The sequence below is a fragment of the Methylobacterium crusticola genome, from assembly GCF_003574465.1.
GTDB lineage: Bacteria > Pseudomonadota > Alphaproteobacteria > Rhizobiales > Beijerinckiaceae > Methylobacterium > Methylobacterium crusticola.
In genome coordinates this window covers 1-16507 of record NZ_QOWC01000189.1, presented here as the reverse complement: position 1 = coordinate 16507, position 16507 = coordinate 1, and the positions used below count along the sequence as shown (strand labels likewise).

General features: G+C 75.0%; 15 protein-coding genes and 2 pseudogenes. All 17 read left to right on the top strand.

Going from position 1 to position 16507, the window contains the following annotated elements:
* A pseudogene (locus DT057_RS35690) lies at positions 1-704 on the top strand (formyltransferase); the annotation flags it as partial.
* Positions 698-2326: a formylmethanofuran dehydrogenase subunit A gene (locus DT057_RS29310; protein ID WP_128565599.1), complete on the top strand. Its 1629-nt coding sequence runs from the start codon at positions 698-700 to the stop codon at positions 2324-2326. The pseudogene DT057_RS35690 and the gene DT057_RS29310, both read left to right, overlap by 7 nt.
* A complete protein-coding gene (gene fhcD, locus DT057_RS29305) occupies positions 2314-3246 on the top strand; it encodes a formylmethanofuran--tetrahydromethanopterin N-formyltransferase (RefSeq protein ID WP_128565598.1) in 933 nt (310 codons plus the stop codon). The genes DT057_RS29310 and fhcD overlap by 13 nt, the downstream gene beginning before the upstream one ends.
* 46 nt (positions 3247-3292) lie before the next feature.
* Positions 3293-4090: a formylmethanofuran dehydrogenase subunit C gene (locus DT057_RS29300; RefSeq protein WP_128565597.1), complete on the top strand. Its 798-nt coding sequence runs from the start codon at positions 3293-3295 to the stop codon at positions 4088-4090.
* Positions 4091-4326: 236 nt separating this feature from the next.
* The gene (locus DT057_RS29295) at positions 4327-5937 is read left to right on the top strand and encodes a sensor histidine kinase (RefSeq protein ID WP_128565596.1); all 1611 of its coding nucleotides are present in this window, start codon (positions 4327-4329) and stop codon (positions 5935-5937) included.
* Positions 5938-6039: 102 nt separating this feature from the next.
* Complete coding sequence (locus DT057_RS29290; protein ID WP_128565595.1) at positions 6040-6747, top strand: response regulator transcription factor; 708 nt, start codon at positions 6040-6042, stop codon at positions 6745-6747.
* A gap of 231 nt (positions 6748-6978) precedes the next feature.
* Positions 6979-7068, top strand: a complete 90-nt coding sequence (gene pqqA / locus DT057_RS29285; protein WP_048426854.1) for a pyrroloquinoline quinone precursor peptide PqqA — start codon at positions 6979-6981, stop codon at positions 7066-7068.
* Positions 7069-7144: 76 nt separating this feature from the next.
* A complete protein-coding gene (pqqA, locus tag DT057_RS29280; RefSeq protein ID WP_048451225.1) occupies positions 7145-7234 on the top strand; it encodes a pyrroloquinoline quinone precursor peptide PqqA in 90 nt (29 codons plus the stop codon).
* Between the two features lie 46 nt (positions 7235-7280).
* Positions 7281-8180, top strand: a complete 900-nt coding sequence (gene pqqB / locus DT057_RS29275) for a pyrroloquinoline quinone biosynthesis protein PqqB (protein WP_128565594.1) — start codon at positions 7281-7283, stop codon at positions 8178-8180.
* Between the two features lie 151 nt (positions 8181-8331).
* Positions 8332-9440, top strand: a pseudogene (gene pqqC / locus DT057_RS29270) (pyrroloquinoline-quinone synthase PqqC).
* 22 nt (positions 9441-9462) lie between these two features.
* Complete coding sequence (pqqE, locus tag DT057_RS29260) at positions 9463-10602, top strand: pyrroloquinoline quinone biosynthesis protein PqqE (RefSeq protein WP_128565591.1); 1140 nt, start codon at positions 9463-9465, stop codon at positions 10600-10602.
* On the top strand, positions 10599-11351 hold the full coding sequence (locus DT057_RS29255; protein WP_128565590.1) for a hypothetical protein: 753 nt from the start codon (positions 10599-10601) through the stop codon (positions 11349-11351). Before pqqE ends, DT057_RS29255 begins: the two co-directional genes overlap by 4 nt.
* Positions 11332-11700 carry a hypothetical protein gene (locus DT057_RS29250; RefSeq protein WP_128565589.1) on the top strand — a complete coding sequence of 123 codons (369 nt, stop codon included), beginning with the start codon at positions 11332-11334 and terminating at the stop codon, positions 11698-11700. The genes DT057_RS29255 and DT057_RS29250 overlap by 20 nt, the downstream gene beginning before the upstream one ends.
* A 71-nt stretch (positions 11701-11771) precedes the next feature.
* Positions 11772-12704: a cyclase family protein gene (locus DT057_RS29245; RefSeq protein WP_128565588.1), complete on the top strand. Its 933-nt coding sequence runs from the start codon at positions 11772-11774 to the stop codon at positions 12702-12704.
* Between the two features lie 228 nt (positions 12705-12932).
* The gene (locus DT057_RS29240) at positions 12933-14150 is read left to right on the top strand and encodes a glycosyltransferase family 4 protein (RefSeq protein WP_128565587.1); all 1218 of its coding nucleotides are present in this window, start codon (positions 12933-12935) and stop codon (positions 14148-14150) included.
* Between the two features lie 207 nt (positions 14151-14357).
* Positions 14358-15893, top strand: a complete 1536-nt coding sequence (locus DT057_RS29235) for an undecaprenyl-phosphate glucose phosphotransferase (protein WP_128565586.1) — start codon at positions 14358-14360, stop codon at positions 15891-15893.
* Between the two features lie 218 nt (positions 15894-16111).
* On the top strand, positions 16112-16438 hold the full coding sequence (locus DT057_RS29230) for a hypothetical protein (protein WP_128565585.1): 327 nt from the start codon (positions 16112-16114) through the stop codon (positions 16436-16438).
* Positions 16439-16507 lie beyond the last annotated feature (69 nt).

Below are 16507 nucleotides of genomic sequence, written 5' to 3'. Positions count from 1 at the left end.
GTCCGGCCCCGGGCGGGGCCGGCCAGCCCGGCGCGGCCGTGGCGTACCCGGCGGGCGAGGGCGGGCTCGGGCCGGCCATCGGCCTCCTGCGCGGCCTCGCGGCCGGCCGGGTCGCGGGCCCCCACGCCCTCTCGGACCTCGCCGACCGCTTGCGCGCCGCGCTCTACGGCGTGGTCCTGTACGATCCGGCCGAGATCGGCGCCCTGGCGGTCGAGATGCTCAACGGGCTCGTGCGCGACGTGTCCGAGACGACCCGCTGCTTCGCCCTGTCCCTCGGCGATCCCCACCAGGGAAGCGCGGTGGCGCAGGTCTCCGCCTGGACCACCGGGCAGGCGCCGCGGGTCGGCTTCGGCCGCGGGCGTCCCGAGCACGATCCCTGGCGCTTCGACAGCGCCCGGCAGGCGGCCTCCGGCGAGGTGGACGCCGCCCTCTGGCTCGCCACGCTGCCGGTCCCGCGCCCGTCCTGGATCCGGGCCCTGCCGACCGTCGCGCTCCTCGGGCGGGCCGCCGGCGACGAGGCCGCCGTGGTGATCGCCGTCGGGGTGCCGGGCGAGGGCGTCGGCGGCGCCCTCTGGCATCCCGGCCGCGCCGCGATCGCCTGGCAGCCGGCCGCGCGGGCCGGGCCGGTCCCCCCGGCCGCCGACGTCCTCGGCGCCCTCCACGACCGGATTCCCGCCAGCCCGGAGAGCCCCGCCTCATGTTGACCCGCATCGCCGGCGGCCGGGTGGTCGATCCGACCGCCGGGCGCGACGCCGTCAGCGACGTCTGGATCGAGGACGGCCGCATCGTCGGCCCCTCCGACCGCGTCCCGGACCGCACGGTCGACGCCTCGGGCTGCGTCGTGATGGCGGGCGGCATCGAGGTGCACTCGCACATCGCCGGCGGCAACGTGGTGCTGTCGCGCCTGCTGCTGCCCGAGCTCGGCCTGAGCGAGCCCGGCGCCCTCAACCCGCACGGCTCGGGCGCCGAGATCGGCGCCCTCTACGCCCGGATGGGCTACACCACGGCGGTCGAGCCGGCGATGCCCCCGGCCAACGCCCTGGCGACCCAGCTCCAGCTCGCCGACATCCCGCTCCTCGACCGGGGCGGGCTGTGCGTGATGGGCAACGACGACCACCTGCTCCAGCTCCTGCGCGACGGCGCGGGCGCCGAGGCGGTGCGCGACCTCGTGGCGCTCAACCTCGCGACCTCGCGGGCGCTCGGGGTCAAGGTCATCAACGCCGGCGGCGCCGACGCCTTCAAGGACGGCGCCGTGCGCTTCTCCCTCGACGACGCGGTGCCGGCCTACGGCCTCACGTCGCGCGCGATCCTCGACGGGCTCCTGGACGCCGTCGAGGCGCTCGGCGTGCCCCACCCGCTGCACGTCCATTGCAGCAACCTCGGGCTCCCGGGCGCCGACGACAGCCTGGTCGAGACCCTGGAGGCGGCGGGCGGGCGCCGCATCCACTTCGCCCACGCCCAGTTCTACGCCTACGCGGCGCTCGACCCCGAGAACCCGCTCACCGGCGGCTTCGCGTCGGCGGCCCCGCGCATCGCCGAGGCGCTGGCCCGCCACCCCAACGCCACGCTCGACGTCGGCCAGGTGGTGTTCGGCCAGACCGTCACCCTCTCGCTCGACATCCTGCGCCAGTTCTCCGGCCGCAAGGCCGCCACGCCGCGCAGGTGGATCCTCCACGCCGGCGACGCGGAGGGCGGCGGCGTCGTGCCGTTCCGCTACCGCGACCGGGGCCCGACCTCCTCGCTGCAATTCGCGATCGGCCTCGAGCTCATGCTGCTCTCGCCCGATCCCGAGCGCACGATCCTCACCACGGACCACCCGAACGGCGGCCCCTTCACGGCCTATCCGCGCATCCTGCACCTCCTGATGGACAAGGAGGCCCGCGACCGGGAGCTCGCCGGCCACCCGCGGGTCGCGGCCGAGCGCTCCGGCCTGCCCGCGATCGAGCGGGAATACACCCTCTCGGAGGTGGCGCAGCTCACCCGGTCGGGCCCGGCCAAGCTCCTCGGCCTCCTCGACCGCGGCCACCTGCGCCCGGGGGCCCGGGCCGACGTCGCCGTCTACCGGGACCAGCCGGACCGCACCGCGATGTTCTCGGCCGCCCACCGGGTCCTCAAGGACGGCGAGGTGATCGTGGAGGACGGCGTCGTGGTGTCCTGGCGCTGCGGCCGCACGCTCGAGCTCCGCGTGGCCGCCGATGCCGGCATGGCCCGGCGGGCCGACGCCTACCTGCAGGACCGCTTCGGCGCCGGGCTCGCGAGCTTCGCGGTGCCGGACGCGGCCTTCGGCGACCGGCCGGCGTTCGAGGCGGTGGCATGCCGGACCTGACCCTCCACGGCATCCGGGTCGAGGACACCTTCGCGGAGGCCTTCGACATGGCCGGCACCGCCCTGGTGCTCACCGCCGAGACCGCCCCCTGGGCGATGATCGCCGCCACCACCATGACGGGCTTCGCCACCTCGGTGATCGGCTGCGGGGCCGAGGCCGGCATCGACGCGGTGCTCTCCCCCGACGAGACCCCGGACGGGCGCCCGGGCGTCCGCGTGCTGCTGTTCGGCTTCGATGCCGGCGGCCTGAAGGACCAGCTCCTGCGCCGGGTCGGGCAGTGCGTGCTCACCGCCCCGGGCAGCGCCTGCTTCGCCGGCATCGCCTGGGACGACCCGCAGGCCGGCAAGGCGCTCAAGCTCGGCGGGGCGATCCGCTACTTCGGCGACGGCTTCGCGGTGGCCAAGCGCCTCGGCGGCCGGCGCTACTGGCGCACGCCCGTGATGGACGGCGAGTTCCTGTGCGAGCATTCCGTGCCGACCATCCAGGGGGCGGTCGGGGGCGGCAACCTCCTGTTCCTCGGCCGTCGCTTCGGCGACACCCTCAAGGTGGCCGAGCTCGCCGTCGCGGCGGCGCGCCGGGTGCCCGACGTGATCCTGCCCTTCCCGGGCGGGGTCGTGCGCTCGGGCTCGAAGGTCGGCGCCCGCACCAGGGGCATGATGGCCTCGACCAACGACGCCTACTGCCCGACCCTGAAGGGGCGGGCCGGCTCGGCCCTGCCGCCGGAGGTCGACGTGGTCCTGGAGATCGTCATCGACGGGCTCTCGGCCGGGGCGGTGGCCGCCGCCATGCGGGCGGCGCTCCACGCCGCCGCCGCCGCGGGGGGCGCCCTCGGCCTCGTCTCGGTCACGGCCGGCAATTACGGCGGCAGCCTCGGCCGCCACCACTTCCACCTCCGGGACCTGCTGGGGGCGGGCGCATGAGGGGCGGGCGCAAGAGGGGCCGGCGCATGAGAGGCGGGGTGCACCGGTGAGCGTCCTCACGCTGCGTCAGGCGCCGCCGGAGCGCCTCGACCTCTCGGGCGTCACGCCCGCCGGTCTCGCGGGGCTGTCGGAGGCGCAGGCCGCGCGCCTCCCCGTCGGCACCGGCCGCCGCGGGCTCGTGCTCGGGGATTGCTTCTCGGTCTCCCTCGACGGCGGCGAGGAGCTGCGCCTCGTCGGCGGGGCCGAGCGCCTCGACCGGGTCGGGGCGGGGCTCGCGGCCGGCCGGATCGTGGTCGAGGGCGACGTCGGCCAGTGCCTGGGGGCCGGCATGACCGGCGGCGCGCTCCGCGTCGCCGGCTCCGCCGGGCCCTTCGCGGGCACCGGGGCCCGGGGCGGCCTCATCCGGATCGACGGGGACGCGGGCGAGAGCGCCGGCGGCGCGGTGCACGGCGCCGCGGCGGGGCTCGACGGCGCCACCCTGGTCGTCGGCGGCCGGGCCGGCGACCGGCTCGGGGACCGCATGCGCGCCGGTCTGATCCTGGCGGAGACGGCCGGAGCCCATGCGGGCGCCCGGATGATCGCCGGCACGATCGTGGCCGAGACCCTCGGCGACCACCCCGGCTACGGCATGCGCCGGGGCACGCTCGTCGCCCGCCGGCACGGCGCCCTGCTGCCGACCTTCGTGGAGACCGGGCGCCAGGACCTCGTGGTCCTGCGCCTGCTGGCGAAGGCGCTCGAGCCCCTGTCGGCGCGCCACGCGGACCTCGCCCGCGCGCCGCTCCTGCGGCGGGCCGGCGACCTCGCGACCCTGGGCAAGGGGGAACTGTTCGCGCCGGCGGGCTGAGCGCCGGGTCCCGCCGGGGCCGCCCCGGGCCGCGCGGGCGGCACGCCGCCGCCCTCAGGGCGCGCAGCGGCGGGCCGGCCCCTGCGCCGGCGCGTCGAACACCAGCCGGCAGCGCCGCGGCCGTCGGTTCGGCGCCGTCGCAACTGGTTCCTTGCCATCGCGACTCGGGGTCCGGGTCGCGCCGGCCGGCTTCCCTGTGGCAGGATGCGCGCCTCGGGAGGGAGGACGGCGCCGGGATGGGGTCGCTCAGGGTACGGTTCGGGCTGCTCGTCGGGTGCGCGGCGGTGCTCGTGGTGCTGGCGGCCGGCGGGCTCTACGGGTCGCTCCACACGGCGGAGCGCACCCTGGACGCCACCCTCGACGCCCAGGTGCGCCTGGAGCTGATCGCCGAGCTGTCCGGCCGCCTGACCGAGTTCGGCCTCGCCTCGGTCGAGGCGGTCGGCGACGCCCCCGGCCGGCCCGAGCGGCTCGTCAATGCCCGCAACGAGGTCGACCGGGCGCTGACCGCCGTCGACGACGGCCTCAGCCGCGCCATCGCGGGCTCCTCCGGGATCCTCGACCGCACCCAGTACACGGCCCGCTCCCGGCCGCTGGCGCGCCTGCGCGCCGCCCGGGCGATGCTCGACCGCCAGGTGGCGCAGATCCAGCGCGAGCCGGACCCGGGCAAGCGCGGCGACGGCATCCGGGGCGCCCTCAACGCCTTCGGGGCGGTCACCGGCCCGCCCCTCACCTTCCTGGTCGAGGCCGAGCGCCGCGCCGTCGAGGCCTCCGCCGCCGAGGTCCGGGCCCTGGCGGCCCGCATGCGCGGCATCGCCCTCGCGGCGGCGGTCCTGGTCGTCGTCCTGCTGCTGCTGGTCCACCGCACGCTGACCCGGCCGATCCTCCAGCGCATCGAGGACATCCGCGCCGGCGCCGGCGCGATCGGCCGGGGCGAGCTCGACACCCGCCTGCCGGTGGCGAGCCGCGACGAGCTCGGCCTCCTCGTCGCGAGCTTCAACCGGATGGCCGCGCGGCTGAAGCGCCGGGAGACCCGCATCGCCGCCGACCGGGCCGCCCTGGAGGAGACCGTGGCGCGCGCCACCGCGGACCTGCGGGCCGCCAACGCCCGCCTCGAGGAGATCGACACCTCGCGCCGGCGCTTCTTCGCCGACGTGAGCCACGAGCTGCGCACGCCCCTCACGGTCATCCTCGGCGAGTGCGACCTCGCGGCCCGCTCCCCCGACACGCCCGAGGCGTTCCGCCCGGTGATCGCCACCATCCGCAAGCGGGCCCTGCGCCTGCACCGGCGGGTCGGCGACATGCTGCGCATCGCCCGCTCCGAATCCGGCCAGATCGAGCTGGAGCCGCGGCCCGTCTGCCTCGGGGCGATCCTGGCCGAGGCGGTCGAGAGCTGCCTGCCCGAGGCGCGGCGGCGGCGCATCGACCTGGCGCTCGAGGCGAGCCGGGCCGACCTCGAGGTCCGGGCCGATCCCGAGTGGCTGCGCCAGGTCGTCGAGGGGCTGATCGACAACGCCCTGCGCCACGCCGCCGGGGCCACGCGGGTCCGGGTCGGCTTCCGGCCGAGCCCGGCCGGCGCCGAGATCACGGTCGCGGACGACGGCCCGGGCTTCCCGGCCGAGGCCGAGGCGCTGTTCGAGCGCTTCCGCCGCGGCGGCGCCTCGTCCCCGGCCCAGGGCTTCGGGATCGGGCTCGCTCTGGCGCGCTGGGTCGTTGAGCGCCATGATGGCACGATCCGCCTCGGTTCGGGCGGTGCGGACGCGCCGGGAGCCCGGGTCACCCTGGAGCTGCCGGGCGACGAGACGGGCGCCGCCGCCGTCCCGGCCGGGACGAGGGCGGCCCTGGGCTAGGGAGTGGCCGCATGCGTCGCGACGGGCCGTCCGGGCCCCGTCGGGCGCCTGCCGCGAGGGAGGGCACCGGGTGAGCGAGCGACCGGGCGCGAGGGCGCGCGCATGACGACGAGCGTGCTCGTCGTCGAGGACGACGGCGACATCCGCGCCATGCTGGCGCGCGGCCTCAGCGCGGAGGGCTTCACGGTCGATCTGGCCGGCGGCGTCGACGAGGCGCTCGCCGCCGCCCGCGAGCGCGTGCCCGAGGCGGTGCTCCTCGACAGCATGCTGCCGGACGGCTCGGGCCACGACGTCTGCCGCTCCCTGCGCGAGGGCGGCTACCCGGGCCCGATCCTGTTCCTGAGCGCCAAGGACGAGGTCGGCGACCGGGTCGACGGCCTCGCGGTCGGGGCCGACGACTACATCGTGAAGCCGTTCGTGTTCGACGAGCTGCTGGCGCGCCTGCGCACCCACCTCCAGCGCCGCCGCAGCACCGGCGAGGCCCGCACGCTGCTGACCGCCGGGCGCCTCTCCCTCGACCTCGCGACCCGGCAGGTGCGCTTCTGCGAGGCCACCGCCCGCCTCACCCAGCGCGAGGCGGAGCTCCTCGCCGTCCTGATGGAGCAGGCGAGCCGCCCCGTCACCCGGGGCGACATCTTCGACCGGCTCTGGGCGACGCAAGGGGGCCTCTCGCTCAACGTCGTCGACGTCTACGTCGGCTACCTGCGCACCAAGCTCGGCGACATCGTCCGCCTCGGCGGGCCGACCATCGTCACGGTGCGCGGCCGCGGCTTCATGCTCGACCTGCGCGAGGCCGGATTCCGCCAGTGACAAAATTATTTCGCGCGCGATCCACCGGCCCTAACCCCGCGGCGGATCGGCAGGAATCGGCACAATACGACAGCCTTGCGCCGCCTTCCGGGTGACGGCGCCGGCGCCGTCGGCAAAATACCTCTTGCGCTCCCGGGGCGGATTGCCGATATATCCTGGGTGACAGAAAACGCTGTCATCTCAACGTCTTAGGATCTTCTTATGAGGATCCTCCCACCGAGGAGAAACGCCATGAAGTGGTCGATGCCCGTCGTCGCCGAGGTCTGTGTCGGCATGGAAGTCACGAGCTACGAGTCGGCCGAGATCGATCCCTTCAACTGAGGGCCCGCTCCGGCGCCGTCCCGCGGGCCCCCCGCGCGGACGGCGCGTCCGCCGCCGCGAACCGAGGAGAAACGCCATGAAGTGGTCCCTGCCCGTCGTCGCCGAGATCTGCGTCGGCATGGAAGTCACGAGCTACGAGTCGGCCGAGATCGATCCCTTCAACTGACGCGGCCGTGCCGGCCGGGATGGCGCCGCGCTGACCCGAGACAGCCATGCAGGCGATCATCCTCGGCTCCGCGGCCGGCGGCGGGGTTCCGCAGTGGAACTGCCGCTGCCCGATCTGCACCCTGGCCCGGTCGGGCGACCGCCGCGTCCTGCCCCGCACGCAGTCGAGCCTGGCGGTCTCGCCGGACGGCGAGCGCTGGCTCCTGATCAACGCCTCGCCGGACATCCGCCAGCAGCTCTGCGAGACCCCGGCGCTGCACCCCCGCGCCGGTCTGCGGCACTCTCCCGTCGAGGCGGTGCTCCTCACCAACGGCGACGTCGACCACGTCGCGGGCCTCCTCACCTTGCGCGAGGGCCAGCCCTTCCGCCTGCACGCCACGCGCAGCATCCTCGAATCCCTGGCCCTGAACCGCGTCTTCGACGTGCTGGCGGCCGGCGTGGTGGAGCGCGGCGAGATCGGCCTGAACGAGACCTTCGAGCCGGTGCCCGGCCTCGCCGTGACGCTGTTCCCGGTGCCCGGCAAGGTCCCGCTCTGGCTCGAGGACGGAGTCCCGGAGATCGGCGCCGAGACCGAGACCACGGTCGGCGCGATGATCGCGGCGTCGGGCCGGCGCCTCGCCTACGTGCCCGGCTGCGCCCGCATCACCGACGACCTGAGGGACCGCCTCGCGGGCGTCGACGCGCTCCTGTTCGACGGCACGGTCCTGGCGGACGACGACATGATCCGGGCGGGCGTCGGCACCAAGACCGGCTGGCGCATGGGCCACGTGCCGATGACCGGCGAGGGCGGCGCCATCGCGGGCCTCGCCGCCGTGCCCATCGGCCGGCGCGTCTTCGTCCACATCAACAACACCAACCCGGTGCTGGTGGAGGCCTCGGAGGCGCGCCGCGCCGTCGAGGCGGCCGGCTGGACGGTGGCCCGCGACGGGCTGACGCTCAGCCTGTGAGGCGCCCGCCGACGCGCGCCGGCCACGCAACCGCTTCCCCGGGAGACCTTGGTGGCCCTTGACCGGCCCTGCCGAGGGATCAGAGTCCCGCTCCCCGCGCCGGTGTTCCGGGCGGCCCGCGACCGAGACACGCCAGGCTGACGATCACGCCATGACCGCCTTCATGCCCCCGCCCCCGTCCCCGCCCGAGCCCGCGGAGCGCCTGCTCTCCCCGGACGAGCTCGAGGCGGCCCTGCGCGACATCGGGGCGCGTCGCTACCACAACCTGCACCCTTTCCATCGCCTGCTGCACGACGGCCAGTTGAACAAGGACCAGGTCCGGGCCTGGGCCCTCAACCGCTACTGCTACCAGGCCATGATCCCGGTGAAGGACGCCGCGGTGCTGGCCCGGATGCCGGACGCGGCGCTGCGCCGCATCTGGCGCCAGCGCATCGTCGACCACGACGGGGACCGCGAGGGCGACGGGGGCATCGAGCGCTGGCTCAAGCTCGCCGAGGGCGTCGGCTTCGACCGCGCCTACGTGCTCTCGACCCGGGGCATCCTCCCGGCCACCCGGTTCTCCGTCGAGGCCTACGTGCACTTCGTCGCCGAGCGCTCGCTGCTCGAGGCCATCGCCTCCTCGCTGACCGAGATGTTCTCGCCGACCATCATCTCCGAGCGGGTCTCGGGGATGCTGAAGAACTACGACTTCATCACCCGCGACACCCTGGCCTACTTCGACAAGCGCCTGACCCAGGCGCCCCGCGACGCCGACTTCGCCCTCGACTACGTCAAGCGCCACGCCACCACGCCGGAGCTGCAGCGCCAGGCGATGGCCGCCCTCACCTTCAAGTGCAGCGTGCTCTGGACGCAGCTCGACGCGCTCTACTTCGCGTACGTGGCGCCGGGCCTGATCCCGCCGGACGCCTGGCGCCCGGGCGAGGGCCTGCGGCAGGAACCCGGCGGGCCGCCGGCCGCGAACCCGGGAGGCGGCGCATGAGCCTCACCCCCGACGACGTGCCGCGCCTGCCGCGCGGCGTGCGGATGCGCTTCGACGCCGTGCGCAACGCCCACGTTCTGCTCGCGCCCGAGCGCACCTTCGACCTCGACCAGAACGCCGTGGCGGTGCTGACCCTCGTCGACGGCGCGCGCAGCATCCGGGCGATCGCGGACGCGCTGGCCCAGCACTACGAGGCCGACCGCGCCGTCATCGAGCCCGACGTCATCACCATGCTGGACGGCCTCATGGTCAAGCGCGTGCTCGAGACGGCGCCGGCCTGAACCCGACCCGGAGGACGCCCCCATGAACGCCGTCACGCCGACCCTGCCGGCCCCGATCGGCCTCCTCGCCGAGCTGACGCATCGCTGCCCGCTGCGCTGCCCCTACTGCTCGAACCCGCTCGAGCTCGACCGGCGCTCGGTCGAGCTCGACACCGCGACCTGGCAGCGGGTCCTCGCCGAGGCCGCGGCGCTCGGCGTGCTGCACGTCCACCTCTCGGGCGGCGAGCCGACGGCGCGCCAGGACATCGTGGCGATCACGAAGGCCTGCGCCGATCTCGGCCTCTACTCGAACCTGATCACCTCCGGGGTCGCGGGCGCGCTGGCGAAGCTCGACGCGCTCTACGACGCCGGCCTCGACCACGTTCAGCTCTCGATCCAGGCCGCGGAGGCTCGCAACGCCGAGCGCATCGGGGGGCTCAAGGACGCGCAGCCGCAGAAGCTCGCCTTCGCCGAGCGGGTGACGGCCCTCGGATTGCCGCTGACCCTGAACGCCGTCATCCACCGCGGCAACATCGACGAGGTGCCGGCCGTCATCGACCTCGCGGTGGCGCTCGGCGCCAAGCGCCTGGAGGTCGCCCACACGCAGTATTACGGGTGGGCCTATGTCAACCGCGCCGCCCTGATGCCGGCCAAGCCCGAGGTCGACCGCTCGATCCGCATCGTCGAGGCGGCGCGGGAGCGCCTCAGGGGGCAGCTCGTCATCGACCTCGTGGTGCCGGACTACTACGCCCGCTACCCCAAGGCCTGCGCCGGCGGCTGGGGCCGGCGCCTGATGAACGTCACGCCCGCCGGCAAGGTGCTGCCCTGCCACGCCGCCGAGACGATCCCCGGGCTCGAGTTCTGGAACGTCCGGGACCGTTCCCTGGCGGAGATCTGGGCGCGCTCGCCGGCCTTCGCGGCCTACCGCGGCACCGACTGGATGCAGGAGCCCTGCCGCTCCTGCGACCGGCGCGAGAAGGATTGGGGCGGCTGCCGCTGCCAGGCGCTGGCGCTCGCGGGCGACGCCGCCGCCACCGACCCGGCCTGCTCGCTCTCGCCCCTGCACGCTAAGGTGCAGGCCCTGGCGGTCGCCGAATCGGCCCTCGCGACGGCGCCCGACTACCAGTACCGCACCATCGGCGGCGCGCCGCGCCTCGCCGTGCCCGAGGGAGCCCCCGCGTGAGATCCCCGATCCCGGCCCTCCTCCTCGGCGCCCTCGCGGGGTCGGCCGCGCTCGCCCCGGCGCGGGCCGAGCCCGTCCCGGGCGCCCCCGCGGCGGCGCCAAACCCCGCGGCGGCGCCCAGCGCCACGGAGCCTGGCGCCGCAGAGCCGCCCGGCGCCACCGCGCTGCTGTTCGAGACCAACCAGCTCGGGAACGCCCCGCCCGGCCAGGCGCTGAGCTACCGCTACACCCGCTTCAGCAGCATCGAGGGCGCCCCCTTCGGACCGCCGGTCGCGGACCGCATCCGCGAGGCCGTGGAGGCGGGGCCGACGCCGGAGACCCGCAACCTGACGGTCGAGATGTTCACCGGCGCGCGCCGGATGCCGACCGCCACCTACGAGGACGTCCCCGGCAACCCGGTGCTGGTGCGCTTCCTCGAGCACCACCTCGACGACCTCGCCCGGGTGCTGAAGGGCAACCCGCGCTACATCAAGAACGCCATCCGGCGGGCCCTGCGCGAGAGCGCCGTCGTGACCCCGACGGAGGTCGAGGTGGGCGGCGTCCGGCGGCCGGGCTGGCGCGTGGTCGCGAGGCCCTTCGCGGACGACCCGGTGCGCGACCGCCTGCGCGGCTTCGACGCGCTCACCTACACGTTCGTGGTCTGCGCCGCGGTGCCGGGCCAGATCGTCTCGATCGACGCCCGGGCCGCGGGCCCGGACGGGGGCACGCTGCTTCAGGAAACGCTGACCTATGAACCGAGTGCTGGTTAAGTCCGGGCTGGCGGCGGGCGCCCTCGCGCTCGGCATCCTCGGCGCCCGGGCGGACGACAACGACTACCCCACCGAGGCGCGGGCCGACTACGTCTTCGGCTGCATGGCGGCCAACGGCCAGACCCGGGAGGCGTTGACGAAGTGCGCCTGCTCGATCGACGCCATCGCGGCGATCCTGCCCTACGACAAGTACGTGCAGGCCTCGACCATCCTGTCCATGCGCCAGGGCATCGGCCAACGCGCCAACGAGTTCCGCGCCACCAAGCAGTTCGACGACACGGTGGCGGACCTGCGGCGCGCCCAGGCCGAGGCCGAGATCCGCTGCTACCGCGGCAACGCCAGCAACTGAGAGCCCCGCGGATTGCGGCCGGAGGCCGGAGCCGGCACTCTCGTGCCGCGGCGCGGCGCGGAGGTGACGGCATGGGACGGACGATCGCTCGGGCCCTCTTGCTCGCGGGGCTTCTCCACGGCCGCCCGGCCGCCGCGGACGACCTCGCGCTGTGGACGCTCTACGACCGGATGCTCAGGCAGGCGAAGTACATCGACCTGACCCACGCCTTCGCGCCGGTCCAGCCGGTCTGGCCGGGCTTCGCCCAGGGCCGCTTCAAGGCCGCCCAGGCCGGCCGGACGATCGAGGGCTTCGTCCGGGAGGGCGACGTCTTCACCTACGAGGCGCACGGCTTCGTGGCGACCGCCTACGACCTGCCGACCGACCAGTACGGCACCCAGCTCGATCCCCCGGCCCACTGGAACCCGCGCGGCGCCACGATCAGCGACCTGCCGGCCACCTACACGCTGCGGCCGCTCGCGGTGATCGACATCACCCCTCAGGTCGCCCGCGACGAGGGCTACCACCTCCAGGTCTCCGACATCGCGGCCTTCGAGGCCAGGCACGGCCGCATCCCGGCCGGGGCCGTGGTGATGGTGCGCTCCGACTGGTCGAAGCGCTGGGCCGACGCCGAGCGCTTCCGGCAGAAGCCGTTCCCGGGCGTCGGCCTCGCGGCCTTGAAGTTCCTGCACGGTGAGCGCGGCATCCTCTTCCACGGCCACGAGCCGCTCGACACCGACACCACGCCGACCCTGGAGGGCGAGGCCTGGCTCATGCACAACAACTTCGCCCAGGCCGAGGGCGTGGCCAACCTCGACAAGGTGCCGGAGGCCGGCGCCCTGATCGCCATCGGCTTCGCCAAGCCCCTCGGCGGCACCGGGGGATTCGCCCGCTACATCGCCATCGCGCCGCCGGACTGGCCGCACGGCGTCAGCGTGGCGGAGGCGCCCGGCGCCCCCCTGCCGCTGCAGCCGGCCCCCCTCCGGCGCGACGCGGACGGGGTGATGCGGCCCGCCCCGCCCTGAGCGCGGGGCCGGCCGCTTCCGGCCCATCGGTCCTCCGCCGGGCGGCGGGCGCACGATCCGGCTCCAGGGCGCCCGCCGCCGATTAACCACGCGGCAATCCCCGGCCCTCATCGCTCGTCTTCGCCCGGCTGCCTTAACCTCCCGGCCACGACCCTCGGGCGAGATGGGCCTGCTTGCGCACCGCGTCCCGCGGCAGCCGCGCGGCAGGGCTCTTGGGGGAACCAGCACGTGGCCGCGTCCCAACTCCGCACCATCGCACCGCTCCCCCTCCCGGCCGCCCCGGCCGCCCCGGCGGGGCGGCCGGCGCCGGAGCCGCGCCAGCGCATCCTGCACGTGTTCCGGGCCCCGGTGGGCGGCTTGTTCCGCCACGTCCTCGACGTCGCGCGCCTCCAGATCGCCGCCGGGCACGAGGTCGGGCTGTTCTGCGACGCGAATACCGGGGGCGCCCGGGCCGAGGCCGTGCTGGCCGAGCTCGCGCCCCGGCTCGCCCTCGGCCTCACCCGGGTGCCGATGCGCCGCAACCCGCATCCGCGCGACCTCACGGCCCTGCACGGCCTGCACGGCCTGATCCGCCGCGCCGCCCCGACGGTGCTGCACGGGCACGGATCCAAGGGCGGCCTCTACGCCCGCCTGGTGCCGGGCATCGCGGGCCGGCCGGACCCGGTCCGGGCCTACACGCCCCACGGCGGCAGCTTCAACTACCAGCCCGGCAGCGCGCTGCACCGGATGTACATGGCGGCCGAGGGCATCCTGAGCCGCCGCACCGACGTGTTCCTGTTCGAGAGCGCCTACATCGCGGGCCGCTACCGCGCCTATGTCGGCCCGACCGACCGGCTGGTCCGGATCGTCCACAACGGCATCGACCTCGCCGAGTTCGCCCCGATCACTCCGGCTCCCGACCCGCTCGACCTCGTCTACATCGGCGAGCTGCGCGAGGCGAAGGGCGTGCCCGTGCTGTTCGAGGCGCTGGCGCGCATCCGCCGGGAGCAGGGGCGCGCCCTGAGCCTGCTGGTGGTCGGCTCCGGGCCCGACGAGGCGGCCCTGCGCGCCTGCGTCGACCGCCTCGGCCTGCGGGACGCGGTCCGGTTCGAGCCGCCCCAGCCGATCCGCGACGCCCTCAGCCGGGGCAGCGTGATGGTGGTGCCCTCCCTGGCCGAATCCCTGCCCTACGTGATCCTGGAGGCGGCCGCGGCGGCCCAGCCGCTCGTCTCGACCAATGTCGGCGGCATCCCGGAGATCTTCGGCCCGGCCGCCCCCGCCCTCGTGCCGCCGAACGACGTCGGCGCGCTCGCCTCCGCCATCCTGCGCAAGCTCGACCAGTCGCCCGAGGCGCGCAGCGGCGAGGCGGCGGCGCTGAGCGCCTTCATCCGCTGCCGCTTCTCGATGCAGCAGATGGCCGAGAACGGCCTCGACGGCTACGCCACGGCCCGGAGCGCCCGGGAGTGAGGGCGCGGCACCGCCCGCCCGGCCCCGCGCCGGGGCGGCGCGCCGCATTTCCCGCCGATCTCGCGGCGATCCATTAAGGCTTCCCTCAACCCTCTCGGGCAGGGTCCCTCTGGCGGCGGCGATCCGTTCGGGCGCGATCGGATCGCGGGCCGGGCGCCGGCGGCCGGCCCGCCGGCGCGACGCGACACCGCAACCGGGACCCGTGCCATGAGTGCGTTCGACGTCCGCGACATCCTCAAGACGGCGGCCGAGCAGGCGGCCGCGCCGGCCGGCCGGCCCGGCCCGGCCCGCGAGGCCGTGCCCCCGGCCGAGGCCGTGGTGCCGGCGCGGGCCGGGCCGGCCCTCTCCCCGGTCGTGCTCGCGGGCTGCGTCCGGGCCCTCGAATTCGTCCTCGTGGCGGCGGCGGGCTTCGCGGTCCAGCTCGGCCTGCTCTCGGGCATCGTCCCCCTGAACCTCGGCTACGTCGCGGCCATCCTGGGGCTCGCCGGCCTGACCCTGGCGGTGCTCCAGGCGCTCGGCACCTACGGCATCCGGGCTTTCCGGGCCTTCTTCAGCGTCGGCCTGCGGGTGGCGCTCGGCTGGTCCCTGGTGATCCTCCTCGCGGCCACGATCCTGTTCTTCGCCAAGCTCGGCGACCAGTACTCGCGGCTCTGGCTCGCGGGCTTCTACGCCGCGGGCCTCGGCCTGCTGCTCGCCGAGCGCCTGATCCTCGCCCTGGCGGTGAGCGCGCAGATGCGGCGGGGCCGCTTCGACCGCCGCACCGCCATCGTCGGGGGCGGCGAGCCCGCCGAGGCGCTGATCCGGGCGCTCGAGGCCCAGAGCGATTCCGGCCTGCGCATCGTCGGGGTGTTCGACGACCGCAGCGACGGCCGCTCCGCCGACGTGGTGGCGGGCTACCCGAAGCTCGGCACCGTGAGCGACCTCGTGGCGTACGCGCGCCGCACCAAGCTCGACCTCATCGTCTTCACCCTGCCGATCTCCGCCGAGGCGCGCATCCTCGAGATGCTGGCCAAGCTCTGGGTGCTGCCGATCGACATCCGCCTCTCGGCCCACGCCACCAAGCTGCGCCTGCGCCCGCGCAGCTACTCCTACCTCGGCTCCGTCCCGGTGCTCGACGTCTTCGACAAGCCCATCGCCGACTGGGACGTCGTGGTGAAGGGCCTGTTCGACCGCGTGGTCGGCTGCCTGATGCTGGTCCTGTTCTCCCCCGTGATGCTCGGCGTCGCCCTCGCCGTGAAGCTGACCTCGCCCGGCCCGGTCTTCTTCCGCCAGAAGCGCTACGGCTTCAACAACGAGCTGATCGAGGTCTACAAGTTCCGGTCGATGTACGTCGACCAGGGCGACGCGGCCGCCGCCAAGCTCGTGACCAAGGGCGACGCCCGGGTGACGCGGGTCGGGCGCATCATCCGCAAGACCTCCCTCGACGAGCTGCCCCAGCTCCTCAACGTGGTGAAGGGCGACCTCTCCCTCGTCGGGCCGCGCCCGCACGCCCTCCAGGCCAAGGCCGCCAACACCCTGTACGACCAGGTCGTCGACGGCTACTTCGCCCGCCACAAGGTCAAGCCCGGGCTCACCGGCTGGGCGCAGGTCAACGGCTGGCGCGGCGAGACCGACACGAGCGAGAAGATCCAGCGCCGCGTCGAGCACGACCTCTACTACATCGAGAACTGGTCGGTGTTCTTCGACATCCAGATCCTGGCGACGACGCCGCTGGCGCTCCTGAAGACCGAGAACGCGTACTGAGCCCCGAGGCCCGGCGCCAGAGCCGGGACCCGGACGCCCGCGCGGCGCCCCGCTGATACAACCAAGGGTAGATCGTTACAAATCATACAATCTGGAGAGAAAGCGCCGATCATCCTTAAGACGGCGTCAACCCAATTGCGGACAGTCCGGCCGCGACGGGAACCTGTTGGGGAAAATCACAATTTTCCAGGAGGTTGTTGCCAGGACTGGAGGACGCGATGGGGTGTCGGAGCTTCCGTGAGCCGGTGGTGGTCTGGCTCGACCCCAAGCATCCCGAATTCGGCATCCGGTGCATCGAGACCGTCACGGACGGGCTCGCGGCCCTGCACCGCTACGATCTGGGCTCGGCCCGCCACGGGCCCTCCTGCCGGTTCTGGAACGAGGCGGCCGGCGCCCTGGTCCGGGCGCGGGCCGAGCCGACCGCCGACAACATCGACCGCGCGCACCTCGCCTTCGAGCGCCTCGTCGCCGAGGTCGCCCCGGTGCCGCCGGCCATCCGCCGCCGGGTGACGCCGCGCTCGCTCCTCGGCCTGCTCACCGCCTGAGGCGGGCGGCCGGCCCGAGGCGGGCGGCCGGCCCGCCCGGCCGGGAGGGCGCCCGGCCCGGGGCGCGGG